This window comes from Geobacillus sp. PK12 (genome assembly GCF_004123125.1).
Classification (GTDB): domain Bacteria; phylum Bacillota; class Bacilli; order Bacillales; family Anoxybacillaceae; genus Geobacillus; species Geobacillus zalihae.
Window position 1 is genome coordinate 237887 of record NZ_SDKL01000002.1, and the last position, 22375, is coordinate 260261.

General features: G+C 52.2%; 24 protein-coding genes. 13 read left to right on the forward strand and 11 right to left on the reverse strand.

The genetic code is table 11. From position 1 onward, the window contains the following. Window positions 1–7: 7 nt before the first annotated feature. Window positions 8–1069 (forward strand): ABC transporter ATP-binding protein, encoded by a 1062-nt coding sequence (locus ETR37_RS01615; RefSeq protein WP_014195173.1) that lies wholly within the window; start codon window positions 8–10, stop codon window positions 1067–1069. Continuing rightward, window positions 1062–1997, forward strand: coding sequence for an ABC transporter ATP-binding protein (locus tag ETR37_RS01620; protein ID WP_015374156.1), 936 nt, complete (start codon window positions 1062–1064; stop codon window positions 1995–1997). The genes ETR37_RS01615 and ETR37_RS01620 overlap by 8 nt, the downstream gene beginning before the upstream one ends. 88 nt (window positions 1998–2085) lie before the next feature. On the opposite strand, the gene ETR37_RS01625 is transcribed toward ETR37_RS01620, so the two are convergent. Continuing rightward, window positions 2086–2268: a hypothetical protein gene (locus tag ETR37_RS01625; RefSeq protein WP_011230317.1), complete on the reverse strand. Its 183-nt coding sequence runs from the start codon at window positions 2266–2268 to the stop codon at window positions 2086–2088. A gap of 302 nt (window positions 2269–2570) precedes the next feature. Here ETR37_RS01625 and spxA point away from each other — a divergent pair, with 302 nt between their 5' ends. Beyond that, window positions 2571–2969, forward strand: a complete 399-nt coding sequence (gene spxA / locus ETR37_RS01630) for a transcriptional regulator SpxA (RefSeq protein WP_011230318.1) — start codon at window positions 2571–2573, stop codon at window positions 2967–2969. Between the two features lie 50 nt (window positions 2970–3019). On the opposite strand, the gene ETR37_RS01635 is transcribed toward spxA, so the two are convergent. Further along, window positions 3020–3679: a TerC family protein gene (locus tag ETR37_RS01635; protein WP_014195176.1), complete on the reverse strand. Its 660-nt coding sequence runs from the start codon at window positions 3677–3679 to the stop codon at window positions 3020–3022. A 210-nt stretch (window positions 3680–3889) separates the two neighbouring features. Between ETR37_RS01635 and mecA the strand changes: the two genes are divergently transcribed. The 4 genes from mecA to pepF all read left to right on the forward strand — a co-directional run bounded on the left by mecA (window position 3890) and on the right by pepF (window position 9514). After that, window positions 3890–4570: an adaptor protein MecA gene (mecA, locus tag ETR37_RS01640; protein ID WP_020753707.1), complete on the forward strand. Its 681-nt coding sequence runs from the start codon at window positions 3890–3892 to the stop codon at window positions 4568–4570. 96 nt (window positions 4571–4666) lie between these two features. After that, the gene (gene cls / locus ETR37_RS01645) at window positions 4667–6175 is read left to right on the forward strand and encodes a cardiolipin synthase (protein WP_011230321.1); all 1509 of its coding nucleotides are present in this window, start codon (window positions 4667–4669) and stop codon (window positions 6173–6175) included. Between the two features lie 187 nt (window positions 6176–6362). After that, window positions 6363–7691 carry a competence protein CoiA gene (locus tag ETR37_RS01650; protein WP_129446824.1) on the forward strand — a complete coding sequence of 443 codons (1329 nt, stop codon included), beginning with the start codon at window positions 6363–6365 and terminating at the stop codon, window positions 7689–7691. Beyond that, complete coding sequence (gene pepF, locus ETR37_RS01655; RefSeq protein ID WP_013523174.1) at window positions 7691–9514, forward strand: oligoendopeptidase F; 1824 nt, start codon at window positions 7691–7693, stop codon at window positions 9512–9514. Before ETR37_RS01650 ends, pepF begins: the two co-directional genes overlap by 1 nt. A gap of 13 nt (window positions 9515–9527) precedes the next feature. Here pepF and ETR37_RS01660 read toward each other — a convergent pair whose 3' ends face one another. From ETR37_RS01660 to ETR37_RS01680, 5 genes are all read right to left on the reverse strand, one after another. Continuing rightward, window positions 9528–9725, reverse strand: a complete 198-nt coding sequence (locus ETR37_RS01660; protein ID WP_015374161.1) for a hypothetical protein — start codon at window positions 9723–9725, stop codon at window positions 9528–9530. A gap of 425 nt (window positions 9726–10150) precedes the next feature. Next, window positions 10151–11044, reverse strand: coding sequence for a ClpXP adapter protein SpxH (spxH, locus tag ETR37_RS01665; RefSeq protein WP_015374162.1), 894 nt, complete (start codon window positions 11042–11044; stop codon window positions 10151–10153). Next, on the reverse strand, window positions 11037–11450 hold the full coding sequence (locus ETR37_RS01670; protein WP_015374163.1) for a globin domain-containing protein: 414 nt from the start codon (window positions 11448–11450) through the stop codon (window positions 11037–11039). The genes spxH and ETR37_RS01670 overlap by 8 nt, the downstream gene beginning before the upstream one ends. A gap of 102 nt (window positions 11451–11552) precedes the next feature. Further along, window positions 11553–12176 (reverse strand): lytic transglycosylase domain-containing protein, encoded by a 624-nt coding sequence (locus tag ETR37_RS01675; protein ID WP_129446825.1) that lies wholly within the window; start codon window positions 12174–12176, stop codon window positions 11553–11555. Further along, the gene (locus ETR37_RS01680; RefSeq protein ID WP_011230328.1) at window positions 12173–12766 is read right to left on the reverse strand and encodes a CYTH domain-containing protein; all 594 of its coding nucleotides are present in this window, start codon (window positions 12764–12766) and stop codon (window positions 12173–12175) included. Before ETR37_RS01680 ends, ETR37_RS01675 begins: the two co-directional genes overlap by 4 nt. Window positions 12767–12901: 135 nt before the next feature. Between ETR37_RS01680 and ETR37_RS01685 the strand changes: the two genes are divergently transcribed. The 4 genes from ETR37_RS01685 to ETR37_RS01700 all read left to right on the forward strand — a co-directional run bounded on the left by ETR37_RS01685 (window position 12902) and on the right by ETR37_RS01700 (window position 15926). Next, the gene (locus ETR37_RS01685; protein WP_060788649.1) at window positions 12902–13279 is read left to right on the forward strand and encodes a UPF0738 family protein; all 378 of its coding nucleotides are present in this window, start codon (window positions 12902–12904) and stop codon (window positions 13277–13279) included. A 128-nt stretch (window positions 13280–13407) separates the two neighbouring features. Next, window positions 13408–14046, forward strand: coding sequence for a GTP diphosphokinase (gene yjbM / locus ETR37_RS01690; RefSeq protein WP_081132971.1), 639 nt, complete (start codon window positions 13408–13410; stop codon window positions 14044–14046). Further along, entirely contained in the window at window positions 14043–14858 is an 816-nt protein-coding gene (locus ETR37_RS01695; protein WP_011230331.1) for an NAD kinase, read from the forward strand. The genes yjbM and ETR37_RS01695 overlap by 4 nt, the downstream gene beginning before the upstream one ends. A 156-nt stretch (window positions 14859–15014) precedes the next feature. Then, window positions 15015–15926, forward strand: a complete 912-nt coding sequence (locus tag ETR37_RS01700; protein ID WP_015374166.1) for an RluA family pseudouridine synthase — start codon at window positions 15015–15017, stop codon at window positions 15924–15926. Here the strand turns inward: ETR37_RS01700 and prpE are convergent. Then, window positions 15923–16660 carry a bis(5'-nucleosyl)-tetraphosphatase PrpE gene (gene prpE / locus ETR37_RS01705; protein WP_015374167.1) on the reverse strand — a complete coding sequence of 246 codons (738 nt, stop codon included), beginning with the start codon at window positions 16658–16660 and terminating at the stop codon, window positions 15923–15925. The genes ETR37_RS01700 and prpE overlap by 4 nt on opposite strands. Window positions 16661–16862: 202 nt before the next feature. Beyond that, window positions 16863–18038 carry an FtsW/RodA/SpoVE family cell cycle protein gene (locus ETR37_RS01710; protein WP_033004719.1) on the reverse strand — a complete coding sequence of 392 codons (1176 nt, stop codon included), beginning with the start codon at window positions 18036–18038 and terminating at the stop codon, window positions 16863–16865. Window positions 18039–18236: 198 nt separating this feature from the next. Here ETR37_RS01710 and fabI point away from each other — a divergent pair, with 198 nt between their 5' ends. After that, window positions 18237–19013 (forward strand): enoyl-ACP reductase FabI, encoded by a 777-nt coding sequence (gene fabI / locus ETR37_RS01715; protein WP_015374168.1) that lies wholly within the window; start codon window positions 18237–18239, stop codon window positions 19011–19013. A 119-nt stretch (window positions 19014–19132) separates the two neighbouring features. Continuing rightward, window positions 19133–19543: a CotO family spore coat protein gene (locus ETR37_RS01720; RefSeq protein ID WP_011230336.1), complete on the forward strand. Its 411-nt coding sequence runs from the start codon at window positions 19133–19135 to the stop codon at window positions 19541–19543. Between the two features lie 155 nt (window positions 19544–19698). On the opposite strand, the gene ETR37_RS01725 is transcribed toward ETR37_RS01720, so the two are convergent. Both ETR37_RS01725 and ETR37_RS01730 read right to left on the reverse strand, forming a co-directional pair. Then, a complete protein-coding gene (locus ETR37_RS01725) occupies window positions 19699–21270 on the reverse strand; it encodes a glycosyltransferase family 4 protein (RefSeq protein WP_020753827.1) in 1572 nt (523 codons plus the stop codon). 2 nt (window positions 21271–21272) lie between these two features. Next, window positions 21273–22367 carry a CotS family spore coat protein gene (locus ETR37_RS01730; protein WP_020753826.1) on the reverse strand — a complete coding sequence of 365 codons (1095 nt, stop codon included), beginning with the start codon at window positions 22365–22367 and terminating at the stop codon, window positions 21273–21275. Between the last annotated feature and the right edge of the window lie 8 nt (window positions 22368–22375).

Here is a 22375-nt window from a genome sequence, read left to right on the forward strand (position 1 = left end):
GAAACCGATGGAGAAAATTTTGCAGGTGAACGATTTGCATATTTCCTTTGACATCCACGCCGGTGAAGTGCAGGCGGTTCGCGGCGTCACGTTCGACTTGTATAAGGGAGAAACGCTGGCGATCGTCGGCGAGTCAGGGTCTGGGAAATCAGTGACTTCAAAAGCGTTGATGCGCCTGTTGCCGACACCGCCGAGCCGGATTAAGCAAGGGGAAATTTTATTTGAAGGAAAAGACTTGACCAAGCTGTCGGAGAAAGAAATGCAATCGATCCGCGGTGCGGAAATTTCAATGATTTTCCAAGATCCGATGACGTCGCTCAATCCGACGATGACGATTGGGAAACAAATTATGGAAGCGATTTTAAAGCATCAAAAGCTGTCGAAAGATGAAGCGCGCAAACGGGCGATTGAACTATTGCAGCTGGTCGGCATTAAAAACGCCGAGCTGCGCATGAAGCAATACCCGCACCAATTTTCCGGCGGGATGCGCCAGCGTGTTGTCATCGCCATCGCCTTGGCGTGCAATCCGAAAATTTTGATCGCCGATGAACCGACGACAGCGCTGGATGTGACGATTCAGGCGCAAATTTTGGAGTTGATGAAAGACATTCAGAAAAAGCTCGGCATGTCGATTATTTTCATCACCCATGATTTAGGGGTTGTCGCCAACATGGCCGACCGAGTGGCCGTGATGTATGCCGGGAAAATCGTGGAGATCGGCACGGTGGATGAAATTTTTTACAATCCGAAACATCCGTACACGTGGGGATTGCTGGCCTCGATGCCGAGCCTTGATCATAAAGATACGGAGCTGTATTCGATCCCGGGTTCGCCGCCGGATTTGTTAAATCCGCCAAAAGGCGATGCGTTTGCGCCGCGCAATCCGTATGCGCTCAAAATTGACTACGAGCTCGAGCCGCCGATGTTCCAAGTGTCTGATACGCACTATGCGGCGACATGGCTGTTGCATGAGATGGCGCCGAAAGTGGAACCGCCGGCGATCGTGCGCGAGCGGATGAAACGGTTTGCTGACATCGTCGCCCGGAAAGGAGGGAAGCCGCGTGGCTAAGCAAAAGCTGCTTGAAGTGAAAAACTTAAAACAATACTTCCCGGCCGGCCGCGGCGAGGTGGTGAAAGCGGTCGACGGCGTCACGTTTGACATTTATAAAGGGGAAACGTTCGGCCTTGTCGGCGAGTCGGGCTGCGGCAAGTCGACAACGGGGCGGACGATCATTCGGCTGTATGAGGCGACAGACGGAGAAGTACTGTTTAACGGCGTTAACGTACACGGCAAAAAATCAAAAAAAGAGCTGAAAGAGTTAAACCGAAAAATGCAAATGATTTTCCAAGATCCGTATGCGTCGCTCAATCCGCGGATGACGGTCGCCGACATTATCGCTGAGGGCATTGACATCCACGGATTGGCGAAAACGAAAGAGGAGCGGATGCAGCGCGTCTATGAGCTGCTTGAGACGGTCGGGTTGAACCGCGAGCATGCCAGCCGCTACCCGCATGAGTTTTCGGGCGGGCAACGCCAGCGGATCGGCATCGCCCGGGCGCTCGCCGTCGAACCGGAATTCATCATCGCCGATGAGCCGATTTCGGCGCTTGACGTTTCCATTCAGGCGCAAGTCGTCAACTTGCTGAAGCGGCTGCAGCGTGAAAAAGGATTGACGTACTTGTTTATTGCCCATGACTTGTCGATGGTCAAATACATCAGCGACCGGATCGGCGTCATGTATTTCGGGAAAATGGTCGAGCTTGCCGACGCGGAAGAGCTGTACCGCAATCCGATCCACCCATACACGAAGGCGCTCTTGTCGGCCATTCCGCTTCCTGATCCGGAAACGGAGCGGACGCGCAAGCGGATCGTTTACGATCCGGCGCAACATGGCTACAAAGATGGAGAGGAACTTGAATTCCGTGAAATTACGCCTGGCCATTTTGTGCTTTGTTCGGAGGAAGAGTATAAGCGGTATCGGGCGATGTATGCCTAGCCAAATCGAAAAAAGCGCCGCTCCTTCATCGCCGCATGATGCGAACGGTGAAAGAGGCGGCGCCCACCTATGCGCCTGTCTTGGCGCGTTATTTTTTTCCTCCGACGACTTTCCATCCTTGTTGGATGCGGCGAGAGGCCTCGACATGCTTTCCACTTTTGTTTCGGCCGAACATCCGCTCTCCGATCGTGTTGCTGATGTTCCCCATCAATGCGGTGAGGACGACGATCAATGCCGAAGCAATGGCAAAGTCGATGAAATAGCCGGCCATCGGTTCTTCCTCCCTTTTCCTTTTCTACTTTGATTGTAGAGGATTTGCCTTCACTTTGGAAGAGGAAAGAAAGAAAATTGCATTTATCATCGAAAAACTATATCTTTCTTGGCCGATGTATTGTATAATATATCATGTTAAAGTCATTTCAATTTGCAAACGATTGGCAAAGCGGCTGATCGCCAGACTGGCGTCCAGGCCGTGTCGCTATGCTGTCAGACGTCAAACCGGCATAGCGGTGCACGTCTGTCGTCTGACGGACGAGGGAAGCAAGGGATTCCTTGTCAAAAGGAGTGATCGAAGTGGTCAAGCTATACACATCACCGAGCTGCACGTCATGCCGGAAGGCGAAGGCGTGGCTCGAGAAGCACAATATTCCTTATGTCGAGCGCAATATTTTCTCCGAGCCGCTCACGGTCGAGGAGATTAAAGAGATTTTGCGGATGACGGAAACGGGGACGGATGAGATCATTTCCACCCGTTCGAAAGTATTCCAGAAGCTGAACATTAACTTGGAAGCTCTGCCGCTGCAAGATTTGTACGAACTCATTCAAAAAAACCCAGGCATTTTGCGCCGGCCGATCATCATTGATGAAAAGCGGCTTCAAGTCGGCTACAACGAAGATGAAATCCGCCGCTTTCTGCCGCGCAAAGTGCGGGCGTATCAGCTTCGTGAAGCGCAGCGGCTGGTGAACGGGTAATAAAAAAACTTCTACATGGTCTGCCATGTAGAAGTTTTTTATCATTTGCTTTATGCGGCGCGCGACCGGCGGTGGGCCGCCAAGCCGAGCAAAACGGCAAGAACGGCCGCCGCCATTGGAAACAGCGCCTCCCCATTCGGGGGGTAAAACGGGCGCAACCGCTCTTCGGCAGCGATCATCTTTCCAGCGGTGTACGCCAAGAGGGCGCCGCCGGCATAAATGAGAATCGGGAACCGTTCCATGGCATAAAGGATGATTTTGCTGCCTAAAATGATGATAGGAACGGAACAGAGAAAACCGAACACAACAAGTCCGATATGGCCTTGAGCCGCTCCAGCGATGGCGATGACGTTGTCAAGACCCATGGCGACATCGGCGGCGACGATCGTCTGGATGGCTTTCCAAAGCGACGGTTCGGCTTTGATCATAGTCGGTTTTTCGTCTTTTTGCCCGATCAGTTTCAAGGCGATCCAAAAGAGGACGACGCCTCCAGCGAGCTGCAAGAACGGAATCGTCAACAGCCAAACGACGGCCACCGTCAAGACAATGCGAACAGCGATCGCCAGCGCGGTGCCGACAATGATGGCCACATTCCGCTTTTGTTCCGGCAAGTTGCGGCTTGCTAGCGCAATGACAACCGCATTGTCCCCGCCAAGAATGACATCAATGCCGATAATCAGCAAGATGGAAACGATGTATTCATCCACCATAGGCGTCCCTCATTCCGTCCGTGTTCATCATCATTATAGTAGGGCATGGCCGGTTTCATAACCAATTTTTAAAAATGCGTTTTTTTATTTCCCTTCTTTCGCTTTTTATCATAAAATAAAAGTACAAGATCATAAGTTTTGATTTAAATAGTTTCAGGGGCACAATCCCTTCCTTTTTTATTTCTTTGTTTTAGAAGGGAGAGTTGAGAAATGGAAATCGAACGCATCAATGAACATACGGTGAAGTTCTACATTTCCTATGTTGATATAGAGGAGCGCGGCTTTGACCGCGAGGAAATTTGGTACAATCGGGAACGAAGCGAAGAATTATTTTGGGAAATGATGGATGAAGTTCATGGGGAAAGCGATTTTTCGCTCGATGGTCCGCTTTGGATCCAAGTGCAGGCGCTCGAAAAAGGGCTTGAAGTCGTCGTGACGAAAGCGCAGTTGTCCAAAGACGGAAGCAAGCTCGAGCTGCCGCTTCCAGAAGAGAAATGGCGCGAGTTTTCGCTGTCAGCTGATGAAAAGGTGGAATCGCTGTTCGGCCACCATTTCCACTTTGGTCAAAACGGGGACGCCGAGGAGAGAGAAGAGCAAGATGTCCTTCAATTCACCCTTTCGTTCCAAGATATCGAGGATGTCATTTCCTTGGCCCATCGCGCTGACTTCTCTCGATTGTCGAACCGCCTGTTCCAATTTGAAGGCCGCTATTACTTGTTCGTGGAGTTTGACGAGCGCTACACCGAGCAGGAAGTGGACAATATGCTCAGCCTTCTGTTGGAATACGGAAGCGATTCCCAGCTGACGATTTATCGACTTGAAGAATACGGGACTGAAATTATGGGCGACAATGCACTCGAAACGATCAAAACGTATTTTCCAGCCTCATAATGTTTCCATTCCGCCGATTTCGCCGCCAGAAATCGGCGTTTTCTACGTTAGCGGAAGAAAAACGGCCATCATGAAGAGCCGGGTGGAGGGGTTTTGTTGCGAAACACATCGAGAGTGGCGATTCTCGTCGTCATTGTCGGCGCGTTGCTGGCATTGACGAACGGGTTTTGGGAAGGGAAGCTGCTTGGTCTTTTCAGCGTATTGATGTCTTGTTCCGTCATCTTTATTGCGCTGGTCATTTCTCTTGAGAATCGAAAGCCGGCGCAGACGATCGCTTGGCTGGCGGTGCTGGGGAGCTTTCCGATTGTCGGCTTTTTGTTTTATTTATTGTTCGGACGCAACTATTGGCAACAACGGCGCTATAAAAAGAAAGCCGATTTTGATGAGGCGGTGCTGCTCAAGTTTCAAGAGCCGTCGCCGATTGCCGTCGAGCGGCTGCCGATGGCGCCCCATCAGCGTCCGCTTTTGCGCCTTGCTTATCGCATCGGCCAGCATCCGGTTTCACTCGCCTCGCAGACGGCAGTGTTGACGAACGGAGAGGAGACATTTTCTTCTATTTTTGCTGAACTGGAAAAAGCGGAACACCATATTCATTTAGAATATTATATCGTCCGTCATGATGAAATCGGCCAACAGTTGAAGCGCGTCTTGATGGAAAAGGCGCGCCAAGGGGTGCGCGTCCGTTTTTTGTACGACGCCGTTGGAAGTTGGAAGTTGTCAAACGCCTATATCGAGGAGCTGCGCGCGGCTGGAGTCGAGATGATCCCGTTTTCACCAGTGCGCCTCCCGTTTTTAAGCAACCAAATCAATTTCCGCAATCACCGAAAGATCATTGTCATCGATGGAGGCGTCGGCTTTGTCGGCGGGCTGAACATCGGAGATGAGTATTTAGGAAAAAACAAATATTTCGGATTTTGGCGCGATACGCACTTATTGATCCGCGGTGAAGCCGTCCGGACGCTCCAGCTCATTTTTTTGCAAGATTGGTATTACATGACGGGAGAACGCTTGTTGACGCCGGACTATTTGTCGCCGCCGCTCATCGTCGAGGAAGGGCAAGGCGGGGTGCAGCTCATTGCCGGCGGTCCGGACCAAAAGTGGGAAGTGATCAAACAGCTGTATTTTGCCATGATTACGTCGGCCAAACGGTCGATTTGGGTTGCCTCGCCGTACTTTGTGCCGGATGAAGACATTTTGACGGCGCTCAAAGTGGCGGCGTTAAGCGGCATCGATGTTCGCCTGCTGGCGCCAAAGCGTCCGGATAAAAAAATTGTCTTTTACGCTTCGCGCTCGTATTTTCCCGAGCTGCTCGAGGCTGGGGTGAAAATTTACGAGTATGAGAAAGGGTTTTTACACAGCAAAGTCATCGTCGTCGATGGCGAGCTCGCCTCGATCGGCACGGCGAACATGGATATGCGCAGTTTCCATTTAAATTTTGAAGTGAACGCCTTTTTGTATTATACCGACAGCATTCATAAACTCGTCCGCGACTTTTTGGAAGATTTTCGCCACGCTTCCATGATCGACTACGAACAGTTTCAACAGCGCCCGTTCCGGGTGCGCATCGCGGAATCGGTCTCCCGGCTGTTGTCGCCTCTGTTGTAACCAACCGCTTGTAAACGCCAGTCCGCCGAATCGGCGGACTTTTTTCGGCGCAGTTTGGCTTTGGGCAGGAAAACCGGCGATGGTCAACGAATAAAAGGGAAGAACCGGACGGTGAAGGGGGCAGCAGAGAACAATTCCAGCTGTTCCCGCTCACAGACAACTATTTTTTACTGGAAAGGAAGTGATCATGTTGTTTGTCGCTCTCTCAGCTGATGGCAGGACGGTTTCGCTTGCCGGGGCGGAAAGATGGGAACGAGAGGGGCTGATGCGCCTGAAACGACAGGAACCGTTTTTTTGTCCCGCGTGCCGTCAAGAAGTGGTGCTCCGGTCGGGCCGCTACCGTTTGCCGCATTTCGCCCATCGAAAAGGGGCGGCCTGCCCGGTCGAGCACGAACCGGAGTCGGAGCGTCACTTAACTGGGAAGCGAGACTTGTTCGCGTGGCTCATTCGCCAAGGCATGGAGGCGAAGCTCGAGCCGTATTTGCCCGCCATCAAGCAGCGTCCTGACATATTGTTCCGCCATGGCCCACACCTTTATGCCCTCGAATACCAATGTTCCACGATCGATGAATCGCTGTTTCGCGAACGCAATGACGGCTACCGTCTCCTTGGCATCCGCCCCTTGTGGGTGTTAGGAGCCCATCATTTGCGGCGTTCGCCAAAATATTCAGGGGAAGTGCAGCTCTCCCGGTTTCAATGGTTGTTTGCCCATCGCGCTCCACATTCAGTCGTTCCACATATATGGTACTACAGTCCAGAGACGAAACGCTTCATCCGCCTTTTTCGCCCGTTGCCGCTATCGGTGCAGCGAACGTTCGCTGCGGTCGATTCGATTCCGCTTTCGTCGTTTTCGTTCCCCGATTGGATGGCCCCCTGCCCGCTGCCGCTTTCACCCACGTTTTGGGAACGATGGCTCGAACGAAAAAAACAATGGCGGCGGACGTTTCCGCTTTATCCGAACCAAACCGTGCGCCGCATTTGTGCTGATTTTTACCAGGCGGGCATCGTTCCGTCACTGTTTCCGACCGAAGCTGGCTGGCCAGTGCCGCGCGGGTATTTATGGGAGACGGCGCCGTTCATTTGGCAAACGTATGTCCTTTTGTTTCTTCTTGGAAAGACCGGACGGCCGGCAACGGCAGTATCTTTATTTCAGTGGCTCGACGACAAAATCCGCACCGGCCGCCTCGTTCCGCGCCGGCTGCCGCTTGTCGGCCGGGATACGTATCGTGAGGCCGTCGGCGAGTATTTGCATTGGTTGAGCCTGCTCGGCTATCTCCGCCGCGAAGAGGGCGACCAGCTTCATTTGGTGAAGCCGCTGTCGTTTCCGTCGACCGTCGATCAGATGATTCATCAAGATGCTGCGCTTCTTGAGCAAATTCACCAAACGTCGGCGCTTAGCTGCTATTGGTCAACACTTGAGTTCGGGAGAGTGGAAAAAATGAGCAGAAAACAGGAAAAGATGAACGGAATGGTGAATAATAATTCGTGTATCGATTATTTGTATAAGGAGGAATGATGACGGTGGAGGAAAAGAAAGCGAAAAAGTCGCTGCCGCTGCGAAGCGAGATTCCGGTGGAAGAAACGTGGCGGCTTGAGGACATTTTTCCCACCGATGACGCCTGGGAAGAAGAATTCAAACAAGTGAAGGCAATGATTCCAAAGCTTGGCGAATACAAAGGGCGGCTTGGCGAATCGCCGGAAGTGCTGTATGAAGCATTGCAATGCCAAGATGACGTATCGATGCGCCTCGGCAAGCTGTATACATACGCCCATATGCGCTATGATCAAGATACGACCAACTCGTTTTACCAAGGGCTCGACGCCCGGGCGAAAAGCTTGTACAGCGAAGCATCGAGCGCGATGGCGTTTATCGTGCCGGAAATTTTGGCGATCGATGAAGCGGTGCTGCGCTCGTTTTTGGAACAATACGAGCCGCTTCGCTTGTATGCGCACGCGTTAGACGAAATTACGCGCCAGCGCCCGCACGTGCTGTCGGCGGAAGAGGAGGCGATCTTGGCGCAGGCAGCCGAGGTGATGCAGGCGACATCCGACACGTTCAGCGCGTTGAACAACGCTGATTTGACGTTTCCGACGATCATCGATGAAAACGGCGAGGAAGTCGAAGTCACGCACGGCCGGTTCATCCGCTTTTTAGAAAGCACGGACCGCCGCGTCCGCCGCGATGCGTTTTACGCCGTATACCATACGTATGAGAAGTTTCAAAATACGTTCGCCAATACGCTTGCCGGCACGGTGAAAAAAGACAACTTTTTCGCCCGCATCCGCCGCTACCGTTCGGCGCGGGAAGCGGCGTTGGATGCGAACAACATTCCGGAGAGCGTCTATGACAACTTAATTGCTACGATTCATGAACATTTGCCATTGCTGCACCGGTATGTGCGGCTGCGCAAACGAGTGCTTGGGCTTGATGAGCTGCATATGTACGACTTGTACACGCCGCTTGTGCAAGAAGTGAAAATGGAAGTGACGTACGAGGAAGCGAAGCAATATATGCTTGAAGGGCTCGCGCCGCTTGGCGAGGAATATGTGGCGATCGTAAAAGAGGGGCTTGACAACCGTTGGGTCGATGTGCGCGAAAACAAAGGAAAGCGAAGTGGCGCCTATTCGTCGGGAGCGTACGGCACCCATCCGTACATTTTGCTCAACTGGCAGGACAATGTGAACAATTTGTTTACACTTGTGCATGAATTTGGCCATTCGGTGCACAGCTACTATACGCGCAAAACGCAGCCGTATCCGTATGCGCATTATTCAATTTTCGTCGCCGAAGTGGCGTCGACGTGCAATGAGGCGCTGTTGAACGACTATTTGCTGAGAACGATCGATGATGAGAAAAAGCGGCTCTATTTGCTCAACCATTATCTTGAGGGGTTCCGCGGCACGGTTTTTCGCCAGACGATGTTCGCGGAGTTTGAGCATTTGATCCATTTGAAGGCGCAACAAGGCGAGGCATTGACGGCCGAGACGTTGACGTCCCTTTATTACGACTTAAATAAAACGTATTTTGGCGATGATATTGTCGTGGACAAAGAAATCGGCCTCGAGTGGGCGCGCATTCCGCATTTTTATTACAACTACTACGTGTACCAATACGCAACCGGCTTCAGCGCGGCGACTGCACTTAGCAAACAAATTTTGGAAGAAGGCGAACCGGCGGTGAGACGGTACATCGACTTTTTAAAAGCCGGCAGTTCTGATTACCCGATTGAAGTATTGAAAAAAGCCGGCGTCGACATGACGAGCGCCGAGCCGATCCGCCAAGCGTGCCAAGTGTTTGCGGAGAAGCTTGATGAGATGGAGCGGCTGCTTGAGAAATGAAACGAATGCGGCGCTACAGCCGCATTCGTTTGGACGGAAATCCACGAAACTGATGGCGGCGGTTCCATGTCGCCACCAACCCAAGCAAGGAGAGAAACAAAAGCGGCATGGTCGCCCAAAGCGGAAGGAGCTGCATAAGGCCCAACAAATTCAGAATAAAGGCGGCAGCGGATGCCGCCGCCCAAAGGGATAAGACGATGCGCTGCTTCATGGCGATGGCCACCTCTTCCCATTTGCTTTAGTTGATGGCTCTTCACCACAACATGTACTTGACAAGCAATACGGTTTCCTGCACAAAGATGTGCAAAAATCACTGATTTGTTGATTTTCCCTCACAAGCGTAAATAGGGTATGTTCAGAAAAAATCAAGTACAACTTTTGGTGAAGAGCCTAGTTGATTATATGCTGTTTGTCTGCCTGATCATGACGCAGGGCGAATTATGACAATAATGTGAACAAACGAGCAAACGGGTTGCCAATTTGGTTGGACGTTTGGTAAGATAAAAACGTGAACGGAAGACAAAACCTGATACCCCTTTGTTTGACCGTGAACAATTTCTCCCATCCCCTTTGTTGTCTTGGCAACAAGAAAAAGCCCGGCGTCAGCCGGGCTTTTTCTTGCGCCCATCCCTGCTTTTAGGGACGGGAATCATCGATATAGCGCCAAAATGTTCCGTGTTTGACGGGCACCCGCTCCACTTTTTGCTTTAGCTGCAACTTTTTCATTTCCGTTTCCGCTTCTTGGATCGTCCAGTTGTACACAACGGCAACTTCCTTTGTGGCGACGAATTTAAAATGGCTTAAAAATGATTCCAGCGGAGGAGGAGAGGACGGTTCAGGATGGAAGCCGAGCATTTCAGCGATCAATTCGACGTAGATGTCGTACGGATAGCATCCGGAAATTTTAATGCCTTCGTCTTCAATGTTTTCATTAAACAACACAAGCGTCGGAATTTCGTCGACGTCCATTTCCGATGTGATTTTTAAATCGCATTGGAACGCTTTCGCCGCTCCCGGCGAGTGCATGTCGCGCAAAAATTCATCGACATCCAAGCCCGCTTTGACGGCGCATTCGGCGAGCACCGACAAATCGGCGACATTTTGTTTTTCGAGAAAGAGCTGTTCTTGCAGCTTGCGCAAAAAGCGAAGGCCAGCCCGCTTTCCTTGCATTTCCGCCGCTTTAATGGCGAGCGATGGGGCGAACGGGCTCGAAATCGGGTTTTCGAGCCAAACGCTGCCGTCGCATGACATGCCGGTGCGGTTCGCCGCCCACTCCCACGCTTTCGCCATTGCCTCCGGCTTCGTTCCTTTGCGCGCGTTCCATGTCGCCCATGTTCCGCTCAATATGTGCCTTAAGGTAAAAAAACGGCCGTATTCGATCGTCAGTTTTTTGATGACTGGTTCAAGCCCCCAGCATTCCGGGCATAAAGGATCGATAAACAAATACAGCTCGAGCGGTTTGTTCGTGTTGCCTAGCGGCTGGGAAGGGTAGCAAGTTGATGTCGTCTTCCCAGCAAACTTCTCACTCAAGGGTATGCTCCTTTCTGTCCAGATGATCTGGGGTATTGACCATATGATGGGCGGTGAGTACGAGCCGGTGATAAAACTGTTCGCGCGCCGGCCCGGACAAGCCGATTTCCTCCATGGCTGCCCGCATGCAGGCAAGCCACGCTTCCGCCCGCTTCGGCGTGATTTCAAAGCGGAGATGGCGCGCCCTCAGCATGGGGTGTCCATGCTCTGCCGTGTAAAGAGGGGGGCCGCCTAAATATTGTGTTAAAAACTGTTTTTGCTTGCGGGCGGTTTCCGTCAAATCGTCAGGGAAAATGGGCCGCAAGTCCGGATGCGCGGCCACGCGACGGTAAAATGCTTCGACAAGTTTCGCAACCGTCTCCTCTCCGCCGATCGCCTCATAAAGAGTTTGCCATTGTTCACCCATCGCGGATGCTCCTTTTGTTTGAAAATCATTCGTTGTCGTTTGATTGCTATTTTATCAACAGCACGCATGGATCTCAAACAAAGTGACTCGAGCACCGCTCGTTTATGTGCGGTAGCTTTTCAACACGCGTTCGACATACGCCCGCGTTTCGGCAAATGGGGGCAAGCCCCCATAGCGGTCGACGTGCCCGGGCCCGGCGTTGTAGGCGGCTAAGGCGAGAGTGATATTGCCGCTGTACCGGTCAAGGAGCTGGCGCAAATATTTTACGCCGCCGTCGATGTTTTGCGCCGGATCAAGCGGGTTGTGGACGCCGAGCATTTTTGCCGTGCTTGGCATGAGCTGCATGAGTCCAAGCGCTCCAGCCGGGCTTTTCGCATCGGGACGGAAATTTGACTCATGGCGAATGACGGCGCGGATGAGCTGCGGGTCAACATCGTATTTTTCCGCTGCCGCCGCGATGAAAGCATCGATGGAAGAAGATGAGTTGGTTGCAGCACCCGCTTCATGTTCGAGCGGGGCGCTGCGATGGCCGGCGGGCGCCGGGGGCTGACCGCTTAGGGCAGCTTGAGGCGCCTCGGCAGAAGATTCCTCACCGCGGCTGAGAGATTCGGCAAGCAAGCTTGAAAACAAGGATGGCACCGGCGATGGCAACAGGCTGGAGCGTCCGGGTGAGAACGCATTGAGCGCCTGCCATTCGATGAGCAGCTTTAATGGCGAAACGGTCATCGTCTTTCCTCCATTTCTTTCATGCGGGCGTAAAAGCGGGCGATTTTGTTTGGCGCCGGGCGGCGCGGGATGCCGAGCGCCTCAAGCAGGCGCAAAAACCGCTTTTCACCCGCTTCCACGTGATCCACTTCATATTCAAGTTCGTAATCTTCGCTTTGCAAGTAACAGTTATGGTCAAGGCATAGCGTGCCGCCTTCATGCGGCCATTCGGCTCGGTCGGTGACAAGGGAGCCAAAGCAGCGCACCTCGTGTGGGTTGATGCCCAGTTCTGCAAGCAAATCGGCGATCGCCCCGCGCGGCGCCGCTATACCAGCAAGCAACGCTTCCGCTTCAGACAGCGAAAGCGGCTCATGGATTTCCAAAATGGTCCCGTCCGCCCGCGTTTGTTTCAGCGTCAAGGTCAGGCGTCCCTCTTTCGCTCGGATGCGCAGCGCTGCCGCTCGTTCTTTCAGGGCGAATGACGGGGTGTCAAAGTAATGGTTTTCCTGGCGGAAGAAAGCGCCATCATCAAGGCGGAAGGCGGCGCGGACGGCAGCAAACTCCGCTGCTGTTAACAAGTTTTTTAATTCGATTTCGATTTCTTGATGCATCGTGAATCCCCTTCAGACAGGATAGTCGTCTCCCTCTATTATCAGCTGTTTTCCGGCGAATATCAATTATTTCGCCTGTATAGGGTGAATATGGTAAAATAAAGGGCGGATGGTTGATGCGGAAGGAGAGAAAACATGAACGAAAAATGGATCGTCGAGCGGGCGGAGCGGGAAGGCGGCCGGCTTTGGCTGTATGTCAATGATGCTCCGGTTCCGCTTGCCCGCGTAACGCCGAAACGCCATATGCTTGTCGACTCGGATGCGTTGGCGTTTGCGTACATTTTGGAAACCGATAACCGCTTTCTATATGTCATGATTCCGAAGCCGTGGTGGCCTGAGCTAAAGGCGGCGCTTGACGCCAAGGAGCCGGTCTGGCTTCGATGTGGAGAGAGGACGCTTGAGCTTGAACAGTTTCACGATGAACTGTCTTATTTGCTTGAAAATATTCGCGGCAACGCCAACTATGGCGAGGCGCTTGAACAGGCGGTGCAAGACGTGTTTTTTGAGCCATAAGCCGGGGGGTTCCCTTTCCGGCGCGTTAGGATCGGGAGCGGCCCGGTGAATTCGACAGATGAGCGGTTCCATCGAGCAGCAAGAGACGTAAGCCGCGGGAGATCGAAAACATGTAGGCAGGTGGTACGATGGTCAACCATTGGGATTTGTTTTTAGCCCCGTATAAGCAGGCGGTTGAGGAGATGAAAGTGAAGCTAAGGGGCATTCGCGCCCAATTCGAGATGATTGAAGCGCACTCGCCGATTGAGTTTGTCACCGGACGGGTGAAGCCAGTTGCCAGCATTTTGGATAAGGCGCAAAAGAAAAACATCCCGCTCGACCGTCTCGAGGAAGAGATGCAAGATATTGCGGGGCTGCGCATCATGTGCCAGTTTGTCGATGACATTAAGACCGTCGTCGAGCTATTGCGCCAGCGCAACGATTTTACGATTGTCGAAGAACGCGATTACATCACGCAAAAAAAAGAGAGCGGCTACCGCTCGTACCATGTCGTCATCCGCTATCCAGTGCAGACGATCCGCGGTGAAAAAAACATCTTGGCGGAGATTCAAATTCGAACGTTGGCGATGAACTTTTGGGCGACGATTGAGCATTCGTTGAACTATAAGTACAGCGGGCGTTTCCCCGAAGATATCAAAGTTCGGTTGCAGCGCGCCGCGGAGGCGGCCTATCGCCTCGATGAGGAGATGTCGAAAATCCGCTTTGAAATTCAAGAAGCGCAGGCTGCTTTTTCTCGAAAACAAGAAGCAAAAGGAGAAGGGCAATGAAACGGACGGACGCGCCGCTCGTGTTCGCCATCACGTCCAAAGGCGACGACATATCAAACGCTCTGGCGCAAAAAATGAAAACGTATTTGCTTGACTTTGACTTGCGTTACGATGAAGAGGAACCTGATCTCGTCATTTCGGTTGGCGGTGATGGAACGCTGTTGTATGCGTTCCATCGCTATTGCCATCGGTTGGACAAGACGGCGTTTGTCGGAGTCCATACTGGCCATCTCGGCTTTTACGCAGACTGGGTGCCGGAGGAACTCGAAAAGCTCGTCATCGCCATCGCCAAGACGCCGTACCAAGTGGTCGAATACCCGCTCCTTGAGGTGACGATCCGCTATCTCAACGGCGGAAGCGAGGCAAAGTATTTAGCGCTCAATGAATGCACAGTCAAGTGCGTCAGCGGGACGCTCGTGATGGATGTCGAGATTCGCGGCGACTTGTTTGAGCGGTTCCGCGGCGACGGGTTGTGCATTTCGACGCCGACCGGCAGCACGGCTTACAATAAAGCGCTCGGTGGCGCGATTTTGCATCCTTCGCTTGAGGCGATTCAAGTGACCGAGATGGCGTCGATCAACAACCGCGTGTTTCGGACAATCGGTTCGCCGCTCGTGCTGCCGGCGCACCATACGTGTTTACTCAAGCCGGTCAACCACGTCGATTTTCAAATTACGATCGACCATTTGTCACTGTTGCATAAAGAAGTGAAGTCGATTCAATGCCGGGTGGCCGATGAAAAGGTGCGTTTCGCCCGCTTTCGGCCGTTTCCGTTTTGGCGGCGGGTGCGCGACTCGTTTATCGCCGACTGAGGGAAAGCACGCCTCCTTGGTTAGGCAACGCTTCCTGTTTGCGGCGAGGTGATGGTCTTTTGGCGCGGATGCCGATTCCGTTTTCGCGGCGCCAAAGAAAAGTGGATGGAACACGATGAGCAAGACGGAGATTTTTGATCAGAAAGGTGACGAACATTGCCGCCGTTTACCATGACCTTTTCCATCGATGAACAGCACGACGGAAAGCTGCTGCGCCAGTTTTTGCAAGAGAACGGCATTTCGCGGACGGCGCTTACCGATATTAAATTCCATGGCGGGGCGCTGTTGGTTGACGGTCGGCCCGTCACCGTCCGCCATGTGCTGCGCGCCGGCGAGACGCTGTCGGTTGTCTTTCCGCCGGAGCGGACAAGCGATTGGATGGACGCAGAAGCGATGCCGCTTGACATTCTGTATGAAGACGATTACGTCCTTGTTGTCAACAAACCAGCGGGATTGGCGACGATTCCGTCGCGCCACCACCCGGGCGGGACGCTCGCCAATGGCTTGCTTCACCATTATCGAAAGCAGCAGCTCGACTCGACCGTCCATATCGTCACCCGGCTTGACCGCGACACGTCCGGGCTCGTGCTCGTCGCCAAGCACCGCCACGTTCATCATTTGTTGTCGGCATTGCAGCAAAAAGGGCACGTTGTGCGCACGTATGAGGCCATTTGCCATGGCGTCATCGTCGAGGATGAAGGGACGATTGACGCCCCCATCGGCCGCCAAAGCGACAGCATCATTGCCCGCGAAGTGCGGGAAGACGGGAAGTCGGCTGTCACTCATTTTCGTGTACTTGAGCGGCTTTATGGCTATACATACGTTTCGCTCCGGCTGGAGACGGGGCGCACGCACCAAATCCGCGTTCATTTGGCTTATCTCGGCCACCCGCTCGCCGGCGATGAACTGTACGGCGGGAGCCGGGAGATGATCGGCCGCCAGGCGCTTCATAGCCGGCAGCTGTCGTTTTTTCACCCGTTTGCCGGGCGCTGGTATACATGTTCCGCCCCGCTTCCTGACGATATGGAACTCCTCCTCGAGGCAACGCGCAGACGGTGCGCTGATTAGGAGAACGTGCGGAATTTTTCCGGGACGAACGGCATCGAGGAAGGAACGGATACCGTTTCCATTTCCGGATAGCGCAAGGCGGTCAGCGCACCGCCGAATACGCAGCCGGTGTCGATGTTGACCGTCCGCCCGACAAACCGCGGTTTTTCGACCGGCGTGTGGCCGTATACAACCCATGCGCTGCCGTGATACCGTTTCGCCCAGTCGCGGCGCACCGGCGTCCCGTCCGGGTTCGTTTCGCCGGTGATGTCCCCATACAGGACGAACGTCTTGACTTTTTTGTCCGTCCGCCCGATATAGTCGTGACGGATGCCGGCGTGGGCGATGACAAGGCGCCCCTCATCGAGCACCGCATACAGCGGCGCCTGTTCATACAGGCGGATGAACTTGCGGCGGATCATCTCTTGTTCGCTTGGAGGCAAGGCGCGATATTCCGCGACCGTCGTCTCAAGCCCGTGGGCGATTTGCACGTTTCGTCCTAAAAAAAAGCGGTACAGCTTATTGCAATGGTTGCCTGGCACGTAGTAAGCCAAATTTCGCTCAACAAGGGCGCAGACGATCTCGATCATGTTCAGCGATTCAGGACCGCGGTCGGTCAAATCGCCGACGAAGCCGAGCTTTCGTCCGTCGGGATGAATTGGCACCCCTTCGTCCCAATGGTAGCCGAGTGTTTCCGTCAATGCGGCGAATTCGCGGAAGCAGCCATGAATGTCGCCGATGATGTCCACCTGCATAGGATGAGCTCCTTTCTAGCCCGAATCGTTATACTACCAGTATGTCCGTTCGACAGGGAAAAGAAAAGATGAGGCAGCCTTGCCCTACCCATCGAAGGCGCTGTTCAAAAAGCAGTGGCCGCGGCGGGGAGCGGAACAAAGAAGGGGCCTTGGGCCGGGATGAAGGCCAAAAGAAAGCCGCCTGCGGACGCAGCAAGCGGCTTTATTCATCGCTCGAGAACATAAACTTCCGCGTTCGCGAATGAACGTTTAAGACGAGGCCGATCGCCAGCATATAAGTCGCCAGCGAGCTTCCTCCATAGCTGATGAACGGAAGCGGCAACCCCGTGATCGGCAAAAGTCCAATCGTCATGCCAATGTTTTGGAACACTTGGAACGTAATCATGCCCGCGACGCCGGCACATAAATAGCTGCCGTATAAATCGTTGCTCTCCAAGGCAATATGGATCATGCGATAAATGAGCAGGAAAAAGAGAGACACGACGATGCTTGAGCCGACAAATCCGAACTGTTCGGAGATGACGCCAAACACAAAGTCTGTGTGCGCCTCTGGCAAATAGACTTGTAAGTTGCCCAATCCTTTCCCATACAGTTCCCCTGACCCAATGGCCATGAGCGAACGGATGAGCTGGAAGCCTTGTTCGTTGGAATATTCATATGGAGCCAGCCAGCCGTAAAACCGGTTCAACTGGTAATCTTCTTTAATAATGTACTTATGGAAGAAATCAGGAAAATAAAAGAAAATGAACACAACGACTGCCACCATTGTTACACCGGAAAAGACAATGCCGAAAATGATGCGCCAGCGGATGCCGGAAACGAGCACCAAGGTGGCGGTGATGGCCATAAACACCATCGACATGCCCATGTCCGGCTGCTTGGCGAGCAAAATAAGCGGCGGCAAGACGGTCAAAGCGATTTTGCCAAGCAATTTAAAATCATCGCTGATCGTCGGTTCGGGATATTTTTCCCGATGGTTGACGATGATGCGACTTAGGACGATGATCATAAAAATTTTCATCAGCTCGGATGGTTGAAAGTTGCCTCCAGGTAGATGATACCAGCTCGTCGCCCCCTTAATGGTTACGGATCCTGGGACGTTCAATTCCAGCCCAAGCAACAGCAACATCCCGAATCCATACAAATACCAAGCGATTTGAAACAGCCGATCATAGTCAATGATCATCGTCAAGGCGATCACGACAGCGCCGATGGCGTACCATTGCAGCTGTTTCGAAGCGAAGTTGACGTTTTGCAGTTTCTCCGGCAGCATCGGTTCTGCGCTATGGATGGCGATGGCGCTGACGACCGCCATCAAGAATAAAAGGAACAGCATATGGTAATCAAGCTTCGATTTGGAAAAACGATCATGATCCATGGAACGATCCTCTCCATTCAAATGTGCCATATACCATATTAGCGAATCGCGCCGGTTTTGCAAAGTGGGAAAAACCGCCGCCAGCATGAAGGAATCGGAAGGCAAAAGGGAAGCGTGCATTTACATCGGCCGCCGCATCGCCTATAATAGAATTAACACCTGGTGCTAAGAATAAATGATAATTGGGAGGATGAACGAATGGTCTTATCGTTGGAAGGACGTACATATGTCGTGATGGGGGTGGCGAACAAACGAAGCATCGCCTGGGGCATCGCTCGTTCGCTTCACGCTGCCGGCGCTCGGTTGGTGTTTACGTATGCCGGAGAGCGGTTTGAAAAAGAGGTGCGGGCGCTTGTGGATACGCTTGGGGACGAACGTTCGCTTCTGCTGCCATGCGATGTGGCAAAAGATGAAGACATCGTTCAATGTTTCGCGCAAATCAAACAACAAGTCGGCGTCATCCATGGCGTCGCTCATTGCATCGCCTATGCCAATAAAGAAGACTTGAGCGGTGAGTATATGAACGTAAGCCGCGAAGGCTTTTTGCTCGCCCACAATATCAGCGCATATTCGCTCACCGCGGTTGCGCGCGAGGCGAAAGAGCTGATGACGGAAGGCGGCAGCATCGTCACCCTCACGTACTTAGGCGGCGAGCGCGTCGTGCAAAACTACAACATTATGGGTGTGGCGAAAGCGTCGCTTGATGCGAGCGTGAAATATTTGGCGAACGATTTAGGCAAATACGGCATCCGCGTCAATGCCATTTCCGCTGGACCGATTCGCACACTGTCGGCCAAAGGGGTGAGCGATTTCAACTCGATTTTAAAGCAAATCGAAGAACGCGCTCCGCTCCGCCGGACGACGACCCAAGAAGAAGTCGGCGATGCGGCGCTGTTTTTGTTCAGCGACTTGTCGCGCGGCATCACCGGGGAAATTATTCACGTCGACTCGGGATACCACATTTTAGGATATTAAAAACGTGCGAGCAGCCGTTCCTGTTGATGGAGCGGCTGTTTTTTGCTTGACTTGGGCAATTATTGAGATCACGGGCATACATATATAAGGTAAGGCAAGCATGGAAAAGGGGGATCGACGTGCGGAAACAAAACGTTGTGGAGACGGAGCCGTTGCTTTACATTGTGCAGCCAAAAGCGATGCGGGCGGCGGCGCATATGCAAGAAACGTTTATGTGGACTAGCCGAACGCAACAGGAAGAGGAAGGAAATTCCAACGATGAACGAGGCGGCGAGGAGGAACCGACTGAATTTTTTGCCAAAAAAGAATTCCAAGCGATGGCGCTCGACGAGCGGCTGGCCTTTTTGGCGGAGCTGCCCGGCCATTTGCCGCCGCTGAAATGCCAATTTGTCATGAAGGATAAGAGCTATGAAGGCATATTAAAGAAGTGCACGGCGACCGAGTTGACGATCGCCGATGAACAGGGAAACGAAACGGTCATCGGGCGCGCGCAGCTTCTCGCGGTGACGATGATCGGGTTTGTGCAGTAACGCATTTCCTTGCGTTGAAACGCATCTTTGCCTGAATGCGTTGCGGCGCCAGGAAAGGATGATGAGGGTTTGTTTCCTTCATTTGCTGTGGGAGTGTATTCTCATTTTTATTTTGGATGTCCGTCATTTTCTTCGTTGGCGATTTTCGATTCGTGTTAGTGTGAGCTTGCAATCGTAAAATGTTTGGTGTCATGTTTCGCTTGAGCCAATTTGCGGTTCAAATGCGTTTTAGGCGACGCGTCCAGCGTTTGTTGGTTGCCGCTTGCAATGGTAAAAGGTTTTATGTGGCGGCCGGTTTGGGGCTGTTTAGGAGCTGGGGCGCTTTTCGCGAGTTCAGTTCGCTCTGCCGCAGCTTCTTTTTGTTTGGCTGTTTGTTGATGGTCTTCCATTGATATGGCACGCTCTTTTTTGGTTTTTCCCTTTTTCGTTTTGTCGGATGACGCTGCCGCGTTCTTTTTCGAGTGGACTTTTTCTTTTGCATCCGCTTTAGGGGTTGGCCGGTTCCGTTGTTCTGTTGCATCTTCTTTCAGCGGTTCTATTGTCATGCCGGCTGCTTGTTCTTCACTCACTACAGCTTGTTCTGTTTTCTCCGCCTGCTCCCAAACTTCCAATAACTCGGAAGCGACTCGCTCCCAATGATAGATCGAAATCGCAAGCTGCCGGCCTTTTTCTCCCATTCTTCTCATCAATGATTGATCCGATAATATTTGGGCAATCTTGTTGGCAAAATCACTTGGGTCCTCCGGATTTTCTACGATAAGGCCGTTTTCATTGGCGAAAATGACTTCCGGATTGCCGCCTCTCGCGGTCGTTACGATCGGAAGGCCTGCTGCCATGGCCTCATAGTGGACGCGCGCCAACGGTTCCTGCCATTGCGAGGTGCATACAAACAAATCAGCCGCCGCAAACCAATTTTGGATTTCATTCGGTGGGACAAAGCCTGTCGTGACAACGGGGACAGGCATTCGTTTCGCCAGTGCTCTTACATATGCGACATAATCAGTAATGTCATTTTCGCTAAACCAGTTGCTCCCGACAATCACCAGGGCTAAGTTTTTAAATTTTTTTGCCAGCTCCGGCAATGCTAGAATGAGTTTATCGACCCCTTTATTGCGAGACAGCCTTCCGGCGAACAAAATGACCGTTTTGTTTTCCAACCCATGCGCCCGCCGAATGTCGTTGCGTATTTTCTGCATTTTTGGATGATTTCCCGGCAAAAATCGTTCGCTGTCTACTCCAGAATAAATCGTGCGCAATTTTGGCGATGCCTGCGGATATAGACTGCGGATGACATTGCCAATATAATCGCTCACTGTTACGATGTAGGCCACTTCTGCGATGGCCGCCGTTGCTTCTTCTGGATCGATTTTTTCCGGTTGAAACATATCATTGTGCATACTTAACGTCATTTTGGCGTCGGGCGCTGCCTGCCGGATGGGCAGAACAAGGCGGGGGCGGTTAAAGATATGGATGAGATCGAACTCGTTCGCTTCCACATAACGAACAACGTTTTCCCGGTATATTTCAAATACTTTGCCCGGTACGCGCACGTAATGAACCCCGTTGATCGTTTCCTCTTCGGGTAGCGATGAATCGCTGATGCCCAAAATGGTGATATCATGGAAGCGGCTTACATGTGGGAGAATGCCGGCAATATACGTTTGGATCGCCCCGCCGAGCACAGGGGGAACGGGGAGTTTTTCTGTGCAAACCATCAAAATCCTCATATTTATCCCACTCCTTTCCAGTCATTTTCGATTTCTGCCAATACAGGCCACTTTGACTGGTCGGTTTCGACAATCGTTTGAATTAACTGTGCTGTTTGTTCATTGAGAAAAATTTCCGGTTCATAGACGACTTCTTTCATATTTTTATAAAATTCGTTTGGCATGGCCAAGTCAATCATCAAAAGCTCGTATAATTCAGGTGTGATTGGATTTGCTTCGTGGTACGCTAGAATCATTTCCCGCACCCATGTTGCATCCCATTTGTATAAATCCGCCATTGTGCCGCTAATGAGTTTTCGTAAATCACGAATCGGAAGGTCAAAGGCAACTCCGTCGAGATCAATAATCCACATTCCGTCCGCGCCCATTTGGCCGTTGGACCAACCGTAGTCTTGGTGAACCAACCCCCAATGAGCCGTTCCTTGCTTGACGAATTCAACATAGCTGGATTGCAGGAATCGTTCCATGCCTTTTCGCGCCTGTTCTTCAAATCGGTCAACTACCTCTAATAATGGTGGGCTTGCCGGCATTTCAGGGTAGTATTTGGCAATGTTCCGAAACCAGCTCATTTTCGTAATCATTTTTTCATAGTTTTTTGGCCATTTGTGCAGCCGCGAAGCCATTTCCGCCTGTTTTGGGGGGACATACCCTTTGCTTAGCCGATGGAATTCACCAAGGGCATAACAAAGCTTTCTTGCTCCTTCCAAATCCTTTGCAACTGGCGTCAACGGTTCAATCCATTCCGCCACAAACCATAGTTTTCCTCCTGCCTCGACATAACTTTTTCCATCCTTTGTTTTTACAATTGGCGGCACTCTTGCCTTGCGCACTTCCACTAAATATTCTTGTGCTCCTAGGCTGAATAGGCTCCTTGTCGGCCTCCGGTGCAGCAGCTTCAAACTTTTCGGGCCTGATTTCGTTTCGAGCTTCCAAATCGCTCCTCCCTTGTCCGGTTTTGTCGTAACGATTTGCATGTTTTGAACGGATAAATCGTAGTTTTTCAGCACTTCCTCTGCCAGCTGGATGATATACTCAGGGATAAAAAATTCATGGGTCGTTTCATCGACGAGCCATGGTTCAATAACGATGTCTTTCATGCTATCCC